The 11662-nt window shown below is 30.6% G+C and carries 11 protein-coding genes; 5 read left to right on the top strand and 6 right to left on the bottom strand.

The genetic code is table 11. The features are described 5' to 3' along the window. Positions 1 to 44 precede the first annotated feature (44 nt). From H599_RS0103225 to rodA, 5 genes are all read left to right on the top strand, one after another. Positions 45 to 1073 (top strand): rod shape-determining protein, encoded by a 1029-nt coding sequence (locus H599_RS0103225; protein WP_026712801.1) that lies wholly within the window; start codon positions 45 to 47, stop codon positions 1071 to 1073. 91 nt (positions 1074 to 1164) lie between these two features. Further along, positions 1165 to 1992, top strand: coding sequence for a rod shape-determining protein MreC (mreC, locus tag H599_RS0103220; protein ID WP_026712800.1), 828 nt, complete (start codon positions 1165 to 1167; stop codon positions 1990 to 1992). Further along, entirely contained in the window at positions 1985 to 2491 is a 507-nt protein-coding gene (locus H599_RS0103215) for a hypothetical protein (RefSeq protein ID WP_026712799.1), read from the top strand. Before mreC ends, H599_RS0103215 begins: the two co-directional genes overlap by 8 nt. Next, the gene (gene mrdA, locus H599_RS0103210) at positions 2488 to 4440 is read left to right on the top strand and encodes a penicillin-binding protein 2 (protein WP_026712798.1); all 1953 of its coding nucleotides are present in this window, start codon (positions 2488 to 2490) and stop codon (positions 4438 to 4440) included. Before H599_RS0103215 ends, mrdA begins: the two co-directional genes overlap by 4 nt. 15 nt (positions 4441 to 4455) lie before the next feature. After that, the gene (gene rodA / locus H599_RS0103205; RefSeq protein WP_026712797.1) at positions 4456 to 5688 is read left to right on the top strand and encodes a rod shape-determining protein RodA; all 1233 of its coding nucleotides are present in this window, start codon (positions 4456 to 4458) and stop codon (positions 5686 to 5688) included. On the opposite strand, the gene H599_RS0103200 is transcribed toward rodA, so the two are convergent. From H599_RS0103200 to H599_RS20705, 6 genes are all read right to left on the bottom strand, one after another. Then, positions 5689 to 6045, bottom strand: coding sequence for an HlyD family secretion protein (locus tag H599_RS0103200; protein ID WP_051590621.1), 357 nt, complete (start codon positions 6043 to 6045; stop codon positions 5689 to 5691). A gap of 92 nt (positions 6046 to 6137) precedes the next feature. Next, entirely contained in the window at positions 6138 to 7064 is a 927-nt protein-coding gene (locus tag H599_RS0103195) for a TlpA family protein disulfide reductase (RefSeq protein WP_035141080.1), read from the bottom strand. Between the two features lie 123 nt (positions 7065 to 7187). Continuing rightward, positions 7188 to 8765 (bottom strand): vitamin K epoxide reductase family protein, encoded by a 1578-nt coding sequence (locus tag H599_RS0103190; RefSeq protein WP_026712794.1) that lies wholly within the window; start codon positions 8763 to 8765, stop codon positions 7188 to 7190. Between the two features lie 137 nt (positions 8766 to 8902). Continuing rightward, positions 8903 to 9049, bottom strand: coding sequence for a hypothetical protein (locus H599_RS0103185; protein WP_155960734.1), 147 nt, complete (start codon positions 9047 to 9049; stop codon positions 8903 to 8905). Positions 9050 to 10088: 1039 nt separating this feature from the next. After that, positions 10089 to 11012 (bottom strand): carboxypeptidase-like regulatory domain-containing protein, encoded by a 924-nt coding sequence (locus H599_RS0103180; protein ID WP_026712792.1) that lies wholly within the window; start codon positions 11010 to 11012, stop codon positions 10089 to 10091. Positions 11013 to 11098: 86 nt separating this feature from the next. Continuing rightward, entirely contained in the window at positions 11099 to 11272 is a 174-nt protein-coding gene (locus H599_RS20705; RefSeq protein WP_155960733.1) for a hypothetical protein, read from the bottom strand. Positions 11273 to 11662: the final 390 nt, after the last annotated feature.

The following is an 11662-nucleotide window of genomic DNA, read 5'->3' as shown; positions in this document are numbered from 1 at the left end:
TTTGTGTGCTCCTAATTTTTAACTTTTAAACCCCTAAAAATCGTATGGGATTTTTTGATTTCATGACCGAGGATATTGCAATTGACCTTGGTACCGCTAACACACTAATCATTCACAATGACAAGGTAGTTATTGATAGTCCGTCAATCGTTGCCAGAAACCGAATAACGGGAAAAATCATTGCTGTTGGTAAAGAAGCCAACCTAATGCAAGGTAAAACTCATGAAAACATTAAAACCATAAGGCCTTTAAAAGACGGTGTAATCGCTGATTTTGATGCTTCGGAACAAATGATAAAAATGTTTATCAACAGCATTCCTGCATTGAAAAAAAGAATGTTTACTCCGGCTTTAAGAATGGTGGTTTGTATTCCATCCGGAATTACCGAAGTGGAGATGAGAGCCGTAAAAGAATCCTGTGAACGCGTAAACGGAAAAGAAGTTTATTTGATTCATGAACCAATGGCAGCCGCAATCGGTATTGGAATCGACATCATGCAACCAAAAGGAAACATGATTGTAGATATCGGAGGTGGTACTACTGAAATTGCTGTAATTGCTTTAGGCGGAATTGTGTGTGACAAATCGGTAAAAATTGCCGGTGACGTTTTTACTAACGATATTGTTTATTACATGCGTACACAACACAACTTATTTGTTGGAGAAAGTACTGCTGAGAAAATTAAAATTCAAATTGGTGCCGCCATTGAAGATTTAGAAACACCTCCTGAAGATATGTCTGTACAGGGTAGAGACTTATTGACGGGAAAACCAAAACAGGTTGATGTTTCATACAGAGAAATTGCTAAAGCTTTAGACAAATCAATTCAACGAATTGAAGATGCTGTAATGGAAACTTTGTCTCAAACTCCTCCTGAATTAGCAGCCGATATCTACAACACAGGTATTTACCTTGCCGGTGGAGGTTCGATGTTAAGAGGATTAGACAAACGTATTTCTCAAAAAACAGATTTACCAGTTTACATTGCCGAAGATCCGTTGAGAGCTGTAGTAAGAGGAACAGGAATGGCTTTGAAAAACATTGGAAAATTCAAAAGCATATTAATAAAATAAGCTTAACAAATGTCTTTAATTCTTAAGCTGTACTGGTTTTAAGAATTAAACACATTACAGCATACCCTTAAATTTATAACCTAATAAGAGAATGCAGCAAATATTTAATTTTATATTCAAAAACAGTAGTAGATTACTGTTTTTGCTGTTATTAAGCGTTTCGCTTTTGCTTACCATACAGTCTCATTCTTACCATAAAAGCAGAATTATCAGTTCAGCTAACTTTTTAACGGGCGGTGTTTATGAAAAAATAAACAACATCACCGAATATTTAAATCTTAAAACAGAAAATGATGCTTTGGCTCTTGAAAATGCAAGGCTCAAAAGCATGCTTTTCAACATGAAAGATACCGCCTCTGTAAAAAAGGTTGAAAATCTTAAAGGGGTTGCTCCCGAAGACATTGTTGTTTCAAAAGTAATTCACAACACTTACAACACACACGAAAACTTCCTGACTTTAAATTCCGGAGCTAATGACGGGGTAAAACCAGACATGGGAGTAATTAATAGTTTAGGAATCGTTGGAATCATTGACAAAACCTCTCCTAAATATTCGACGGTGGTAAGTATCCTGAATGTAAAATCTCAGATTAACGCCAAAATCAAAAAGTCCAATCATTTTGGTTCGCTGACCTGGAATGGAAAAAGTACCGGTTTTGTTCAGTTAATCGACGTACCAAGATTAGCTAATATTAGAAAAGGTGATACCATTGTAACTGGTGGACAATCGGTGATATTCCCGGAAAATATAAACATTGGGACAATTCACAAAGTTTACACACAGACAGAAACAAACTATTATGTAATAGATGTGAAACTATTCAACGACATGACTAATTTAGGTCACGTTTATATCATTAAAAGTAAAGACAGAGACGAAGTTAACAACCTGGAAAAAGAAAGCAAATCAAATGAATAGCACGCTGTTAGTTAATATTTTAAGATTTATCTTATTGCTAGCCCTTCAAATTGGCGTATTCAACAATATGACTTTTTTAGGCTATATCATGCCGTTGCCTTATATGTTGTTTATAATCTTATATCCGGTAAACTCTAATCGTTCGGCTTTGTTAATCAGCAGTTTTTTTCTTGGATTAATAATGGATTTATTTTCTAATTCAGGAGGAATTCACGCTACTGCCTGTCTTCTTTTAGCCTTTTACCGACCTTATTTGTTTAAATTTGCATTTGGTGTGAGTTACGAATACCAAACCATTAAATTAAATGAAGCACTAACCCCTGAAAGATTTACATTTATTCTTCTTGCTGTGGTAATTCATCATTTTACCTTATTCATTCTGGAAGCCTTTCAGGTTAGTTTTATTTGGGACATTTTACTCAGAACAGTATTGAGTACCATATTTACAATCATTAGTTGTATTATCATAATATACCTTATTAAGCCAAACAAACGATGAGAAAACTTCTGCTGCCTTCTATTATTATTGTTGCAGCATCCCTGCTCCTGATTCGGATTTTTTACTTGCAGGTTATCAATGATACTTTCAAATTAAAATCGGAAAACAACGCTATTAAAATAAAATACGAATATCCGGAAAGAGGTTATATCTACGACAGAAACGGTAAACTTTTAGTAGCTAATCAGGCTTCTTATGACATTATGGTTATCCCGAGAGAAATTAAAAATCTGGATACCGTAGAATTTTGTCAGTTATTAGACATTACCAAAGACGATTTTTTAAAGAAAATTGCCAAAGCAAAAATCTATAGTCCGAGATTGCCCTCTGTTTTTTTAGCCCAATTAAACAAAAGCGAATATGCCGCTTTTCAGGAAAAAATCAGAAAATTTGAAGGTTTCTATGTTCAAAAGCGTTCCCTTCGTGATTATGAAGTCGATTTTGGCGCGAATATCTTTGGATTCATTACTCAGGTTAGCGAAGGAATTATCGAAAAAAATCCGTACTACAAAAGCGGAGATTTAATTGGGAAGCAAGGAGTTGAGGAATATTACGAAGAAATTTTACGAGGAATCAAAGGAGTAAAATACATCCAAAAAGACAAATACAATCGTGAAATAGGTTCGTACAAAAACGGAAGATACGACACAATTGCCGTTCAGGGAGAAGACATCAACCTGACTATTGACGCCGAAATTCAGCGTTACGGAGAACAATTAATGATTAATAAACGAGGCGGAATTGTAGCTATTGAACCTAAAACAGGAGAAATTCTGACATTAGTAACCGCTCCTTCTTACGATCCATCTATTTTGGTAGGAAGACAACGTTCTAAGAACTACACACTGCTTTATCACGATTCGATTGCAAATCCATTATACGATAGAAGTTTATTAGCCGAATATCCCCCAGGTTCACCATTCAAAATCTTAACAGGACTAGTAGCTTTACAGGAAGGCGCTATTGACGAAAACACAACCGTATTTTGCCATCATGGTTTTAGTTACGCCAGAGGTCGCTTTATGCGTTGTCACTGTCATGGAGGTGCTTTACAATTGCATCGCGGGATTTATGAATCCTGTAATGCTTACTTTGGAACTGCTTATATGCGAACTATCAATAAATATGTAAAACCATCTTATGCGGTGGATGTTTGGAGTAAGCATGTTAAAAGTTTTGGTCTAGGACAATTCATGGGTTACGATTTACCTACCGGAAGAAGAGGAAATATTCCGGATTCTAAAACTTACAAGCGCATTTATCCAAATGGTGGATGGAGAAGTACCGCGATAGTTTCTAACGGAATCGGACAAGGAGAGGTTTTGATGACTCCGATTCAACTGGCTAATATGATGGCTACGGTTGCTAATGAAGGTTATTACTACACCCCTCATATCATTAAGAAAATAAAAGGCGGTACAATTGATCCTAAATTTAAGGAAAAACACCTAACAACCATCAACAAAGAATTATTCAAACCCATTATAAGCGGATTATTTGATGTATATAATTTAGGAACAGCCCGCGGCGTTCGTGTTGAAGGAATTGACATCTGCGGAAAAACCGGAACCGCTGAAAACTATACTAAAATTGACGGTAAAAGAGTAAAACTTCAAGACCACTCTATTTTCGTGGCTTTTGCTCCAAAAGACAACCCAAAAATTGCAATCGCGGTACTGGTTGAAAACGGAGGTTTTGGTTCGACCATTGCAGGACCAATTGCCAGCTTGATGATAGAGAAATATTTGAGAAAAAAAATCACCAGAACCGATTTAGAAAAAAGAATTTTAGAAACAAGTCTCAGAGACCGTTATGCGATTTTAGGAGGAATGAAGGAAGCCAGTGCTATCGAAAGTTCCCCAAAAGACAGTGTGCTTAAAAAAAGAGTTTTCCAACCCAAAACCGTAAGCACAACGGCGACTAAAGACAGTACACAAAAAATTAATTAAGACATTCTTTTACAAATGAAAAATCAAAGTGTAAAGAAAAATATCGATTGGATATGTGTTATTATTTACAGCGTTTTAGTTATAATGGGCTGGCTTAACATTTATTCTTCCTCTTTATCTTCAATGGAAGGAACTTCAAACAAACAATTAATGTTTATTGTTCTGACTATTCCCTTGATTTTTACTTTACTATTTGTCGATGGAAAATTTTACGAAAAATATGCCAGCGTCATCTATGTCATAGGACTGCTCTCCTTGGCCGGTTTATTCGTTTTTGGAAAAACGATTAAAGGTCAGGCCAACTGGTATTCCTTTGGTTCTTTTGGTATTCAGCCTTCCGAGTTTGTTAAATCGGCTACAGCCCTGGCTTTGGCTAAATATCTGAGTGATTCACAAATTAACTTAAAAGATGTTAACCGACAGTTTCAGGTATTAAGCATATTAGGATTACCTATTTTACTGATTGTTTTTCACGATCCGGGAAGTGCTTTAATCTATTGTTTTCTTATTATTGTCCTTTACCGCGAAGGTCTGCCAGCCTGGTATATCTGGACAGTATTTATAGCCATATTACTCTTTGTACTCACACTTATACTCCAGCCGCAATATGTCATTTTATTAGCGTTTATTACTACTGTAATTGTTTATTGGAGATCGCGTTTAGCCAACAGAAATATCATAGCCAGCACCCTTTTATTTGCTTTGATGTCCGGATTTGTTTTATCCGTAAATTATGTTTTTGAGAATGTATTCAAGCAACACCACAGAGACCGTTTCAATATTTTATTAGGTAAAACCGTTGATTTAAAAGGAATCGGATACAACACCAATCAATCTGAAATTGCGATTGGTTCGGGAGGTTGGTTTGGCAAAGGCTTTTTAGAAGGCACCCAAACCAAAGGCGGTTTCGTCCCTGAACAACACACCGATTATATCTTTACCACTGTGGGTGAAGAATGGGGTTTTGTGGGTTCGGTTGTGGTAGTTGCACTCTTTGTAACTCTTTTTCTAAGAATTATTTATCTGGCCGAAAGACAAAAAACCAAATTCAGCCGCGTGTATGGCTACTGTACCGCCGCCATCTTATTCATTCATTTCTTTGTAAACATTGCGATGGTTATTGGAATTTTCCCAACTATCGGGGTACCATTGCCTTTCTTTTCTTATGGAGGTTCCGGACTTTGGGGATTTACCATTTTGCTGTTTATCTTCCTTAAAATGGATGCTAATAAAGTAAATGAGTGGTAGTTATCTCTTAAAAACATCCCTAAACTGATACAATAATCGTTCTATTAAACGTAAATCTTCTGTAACAATTTCTGCTGTTCCAGACATTTCTTGTTGGAATGGAATTATTTTATGATATGATGTTTCTAGTTTTTTTGGAAAAATTACATCTATCAATAAATTACCTTCTTTATCTGGTGTAAGTGAAATATTTTTTATTACCCCCTGTAACATACCAAACTCATTATCAGGAAAGTTAGAAAGTCTGACATTTACTTTTTGCCCAGTTTTTATTTTTCCTGAATTGAGTACAGGAGCTTTTATCTTTCCTATAAATCCCTTTTCTTTATCTGGAATAATTACAAACACATTTTCCATATATTAATTACAACTCTAATTGATTCAATAACAAAAATTATTTTCTATATCGATTACTCTAAACAATAAGAAATATCCACCAAAACATACTCTTAATTATTAATTTCTTCTTCAAGCTTTGCTTCTAATTCTTTCATATTCAATTCTCCTGAATTTTTCCATTTTCCGATTATAATTCCAGTTTTATCAATTAAGACGTAATGAGGTATTGCACTTACAAAATAGTGTACATCTATAGAATGATTTTCATCTTTCAAATCATTGGAACAAATATTTAAATCACTTTCAATACATACTTGCTTCCAAATATTTGTTTTATGTTTTAAAATAGCATTTTTCCATTGTAATTTATCTGTATCTCTGGAAATACTTATAATTTCAAAATCTTTGTTGCTAAACTTGCTGTATATTTTTTTTAAATATTTTTGATCGGCGATACAAGGGGCGCACCAGCTTGCCCAAAAATCCAATAAAATATATTTTTTATCTCTAAAATCACTTAAAGCTAATTTTTGTCCATTAATATCTAAAACACTAAAATCAGGAGCGATACTTCCTACTTTACTCTGCTTAAAATATTTCAACTTTTCAGCCATTTTTTTCCCTTCTTCAGTTAATTTAATTTCTTCGGAAAAATTCTGAAAAACTTCTTCATATTGATCATAAAAGGTTAATCCTTCCTGTGTTTGTACACTACTTAATAGCAATTTAAGACATGAATGAGAATTAGGATGTAATTTAGCAAAATCAAGATCTTTTTGAACCTCTTCTTTCAAACTTTTGTCCAATTTACTCCACAAATCAGTGAGTTTTTTATCAAATTTCTTCTTTATAATTGAATCAGAAACTTTGTCCATCTCCAAATTGCAAGATTTAATTAAAACACTAATTGAATCTTGGTACTTTTTTAAGTCCTTATGAAGTTCTTTTATCTGCTGTTGTATAACAATTTCTTGTGCCTCTATTTGACAAGTGATATTTAATGAAATAATTGTTAAAATTAGTACTAACTTTTTCATATACATAAAAATTATTTATTATCCTTTTAATGAATTATCAAAATTTATTTTTTATCCATTTTCTTTTATTTCCTTACAAACAAAAAATTAACTTAAGTTTTTGACAATTCCATCCAAAATAAGTTATCTATTACAAAATGATTCATCATCAATCAATTCCCCTACAAAAAAGTTCAGCGATTCTCTCTCGTAAGTTCTTGGATAAGGATATTCATTAATATAAATCGCAGGAGTGAAATATAAATTATTTGATATGCACCATTGATTTTGGAAATCATATAGCAAATCAATTTTTTCTTCATCATAATCCAATTTATATTTTTTTATCCAATCTGTTAAATTTTTATTTTTGAACCAATCATGAAGTGCCTCTAAAAACAAATCTTCTCCTCTATCAATATAAATAGTCATTAGAATTCTAAAAAAAATCTTTTTTTCATCGTTCAAATTTTTTATATCAGCGTTTATTAATATTTTTATTTTTAAATCATCCTTGTATGAAAGTAGTATTTTTTCTAAAATTTTATGTGCATCTTTACAATAGCCACAAAAAGGACTTGTAATTATTGCAATTTCAAGGTCGCTTTCTTTGTTTCCTAAAATAATAGGGCTAAATGCTAATTCCATTTTTTCAGTGGCCACTAACGTATTCTTGAAAATTTCATAATTATTCATGAAGCGATTGGCTTTGATTTTGAATTCTTTTAATTCTTTTTGTAAAGTCAATAATCCTTTCAGTTTATCCCATAAAAATACTACGGTAACAAGAACAAAACTAAAAACACAAAATTCACTAACTGAAATATTTAAAATTATATTCTTTATGAATAATAAATAAAATAATTCAAATAAAATTATACCAATAATTGCTAAACAAATAGGACACCATTTTTTCTCTACAAATTTCTGATAATAAATAGAAATCAATATTATTGGTATAGCACAAACGAGCATTATCTTTTGAATATTAAAATAGGCCTCTACATCTGCCATAAAAATAAATAGAATCAACCCTAAAAATTGTGAAGTAAAAAATATGATACTTAAATCACTAAAATTAACCTTTTCAAAAATTTTCCATTTGTCCGAGCCCACAACTGATGTACAGCTACTAGAAACTGTCAAATTACAAAAACGATTCAGTAATTCACTTTTAGTACCAAATAAATCTTTTAACGCCGCTATTGAAAAAAAAACACCTAAAATTGGAAAAATAAAGAAAGTTTTATCGAGTAAGTCTATTTGAAACTGTAGAACAGTATAAAAAAATGAAACCAAGCTTAAAAAAAACAAGGTTGTAAACCAGGTTTTCTTGTTAGATTTAAAGTTATTTTGCTGGTTTTCAACTAATAACACCAAGCTATCCCATTGGTTTTCTAACTCTTTCTTTGAAATGACAGATAATTTATTATCTCTAGTAATACGATAAATTTCTTCATTTTTTTTCTCAATGTAATAAAATTTTGACTGATTTTGCTCTTCTTTTAATAATGCTATAAAACGATTAGGTAAAGATTCAATATCAGAGAAATTAATTCTCATTGCTCCATTATCAATATTAAAAAATAATAAAGTATCAGAAATAGTTAATAAGGATGGATAATCGGGATGTGACTGGGCTTGAAATTTAAATTCTTCTTGATTAATATTTATATTTTCACCTTTCAGATATTTAAAAAGGGCAGGTATACTCTCAATCATTTTTTTGTGTTTTTTTTTGTAAATTTTAAATTTTGTTTACTCAAAATTATTCCGCAATAAATTTCAAATAACAAGCTATCAAAGATATTACCATAAAAGAATATCTTTGATTAGCTAAGTAGGCCTAATAAAGGTAATTAACCTTCAATGCAAGTACAGGCTGGACCACAAACACCGCAAGTACCTTGGCACACTACACCATTATCTCCACACTCTTCTCCACAACCGGGAGTTGCACTGTAATACCCTCCACTAATTGCTTTCATTTCCTTTCTAGAAAGCATGTTTTTAGCATTTTTTAAACTTAATTTTTTCATAATTTAATTTCTTCATAATTTAATTTTTTAGTTAAATAAAATTCAATATTTCTTACTTAATATTCAACAAATAGCTCACGTGCACTTAAGTTTTATCAAATCTTAAAGTAAGATTATTTTTTCAAATATAAAAAAGATAAAAAATCACACCGTAAAAGTAGTGTTAATTTTTTCTTAAAAAAATAATGAATAATAAAACAATATATACCCTCATAGGTTTTAAAACTATTTATTATATATTGAAATAGTTTTTTTCAGAATGAGTGAACAAATAAAAAAGAGAGATTATAATTTATAAAAAACCGATAACATAAAAACTCTTGACATAATAAATGTTTTTTGTTCACTAATCAAATAATCGGAAAATAAATAATTACTTTTAGCTTTATTATTCTGTAAGTTATTTACAAAAATTTCGAATCCTATAGGACTGTTTTTCTTTTGGTAGCTGAAGAATGTATTTACTACTTCATAAAAATTAGCATGATTATTACTATTCGATTTTTTAATTTTTTATATCCCAATTTATAATTAAAACATTTCAAAAAAGCTATTTCGAAGCTAGAAATTATTGCATCCTTTTGATAACTTTATTGAGCTTCATAATTCTGAACACAAGGTTTTTAGGTTATTAATTCAACTAAAAATGAATTTATTGAAATTATGTCAGTTTCGGACTTATTCATACTTGTAAAACTAACCAGAGCGCTTGATTTTACTAGCGTAAAACCAAAACTTTCTAAATCTATTCTAACTCTAAGGGAAGTATTCTTTAAAATAAAGTCATATTTTCCTTAAAGATTGACTTCATTTTTAATTATTATATTATAAAATTTCCCAATTCTTTTTAAAGTGGCATCTATAGAAACATTAGATAATAAAAAATAATACTGTTTTCTGTATTTGCGGTTTCATTCTCATTAATAACCTCTTCCAGTTTGTCTTTATTTATGTATATTCATTTTGGGCTTAAATATAAAATTAAAGTAATTATAAAAATACATGTCTATTTTTCTAAAACTATAACAAGATCAACATTCATTGTCCATTGCTTTTTTATATTATTATCCATAAATCGTGTAAATGGTTCAAAGTCAAATTTATTTTCATATCTACATCTACTCCAAGATGTTTTGGGGTAAAGTTCTTTCTTTCCGGAAAAACCCATATTTGGTCCAATAAAGGCAAATGATTGCTTTGGATTTATATATTTTGTATTTATTAATTCGACACCTACACAAACACCATTTTCAGGAAAATCTATGTGTAATGAATCTAAATCAACTTTTAATAAATACGTTTTATTTTCAGGCTCTATAATGATATTTTTATCATAAATTTCGGTATCTGGTCCCCCTTTTTTATTGTTATAATTATAAAATTTAATATTATAAGCCGCTAAATAATCAACTTTGTACTTTTTGTTTATTAAATACCCTTTAGTTTTTTTTAAATCTAAACTTATAGATTTTATTTTACCTTTTTTTTTATACGGATTTTCGATATAAGTACAATTTTCTGTTCCAAACTGAAATCCCATAATTATCTCATTTTCGCGTTTGGTTTTCAAAACCTTCTCCCAAGTGTATTCTGTTTTTTTATTCTTAATTATAATCTCGTCTAATTGTTCTATTTTGGGGCTTAGATAGAAGACGGTTTCATATACTTTTTGATTATTAAAATCCGACAGAAGTATATTTTTATTCTTATAGCCAATTGCAGAAATTAATAAATTGTCTTTGGAGTTAGTAATATTAATTTTAAATTTTCCTTGTAAATCAGTAAAAACACCAAAACGAGTACTGAGAAAACTTATATTTACGCCCTCTATAGCCTTATGCGTAATACTATCAAGAATTTGCCCCGACAGAATTTGCGCATCCGAATAGTTAAAAAATAAACCCAATATTATAATGAGAAATCTTATCATAAAGTTATTTTTAAAAGCATGGAATGATTTAACATTCCATGCTTTTTGATTTTATCCATTCTTACTTAAGAATAAAATATTCTTTTTTAACCAGGGTAATATACTCCCATGTCTATATAGCTGCCTTGATAGCAAACCCATAAATGGTGATTTGAATCAATGTAATTACCGCTAGTACAACTACCATAACCACCATTAATCATTTTCATTTCTTTTCTGCTAAGCATGCTTTCAGCATTTTTTAAACTTAATTTTTTCATAATTTAATTTTTTTTAGTTAAATAAAATCCAATACTTCTTACTTAATATCCAACAAATAGCTCATGTGCACTTGAGTTAATTGGTTTTTAAGTAAGATTATTTCTTCAAATATCACTAAAACAAATTAATATAAAATAAAAATACTGTTAATTTTCTCTTAAACGATTGAAAAATGACTCTGTTAAATTGTTGATTTCAAAAAAATTGATTTTTCCGTACTTGTCTAAAATGTATTTTAACACACTATTTTACGCTTTATAGTTTATTGTTTTTTAATTAGGTATTTGTTAGTTGTTTTTTATTTCTAATCATAAGGGAGATTGATTAATATTTAAAAAATCCTTGCTTTTATTCTAATTGATAAATCATATATAATCGAGTTTTCAGTA

The organism is Flavobacterium daejeonense DSM 17708 (genome assembly GCF_000425425.1).
GTDB lineage: Bacteria > Bacteroidota > Bacteroidia > Flavobacteriales > Flavobacteriaceae > Flavobacterium > Flavobacterium daejeonense.
This window is presented reverse-complemented; position numbering and strand designations above follow the sequence as displayed.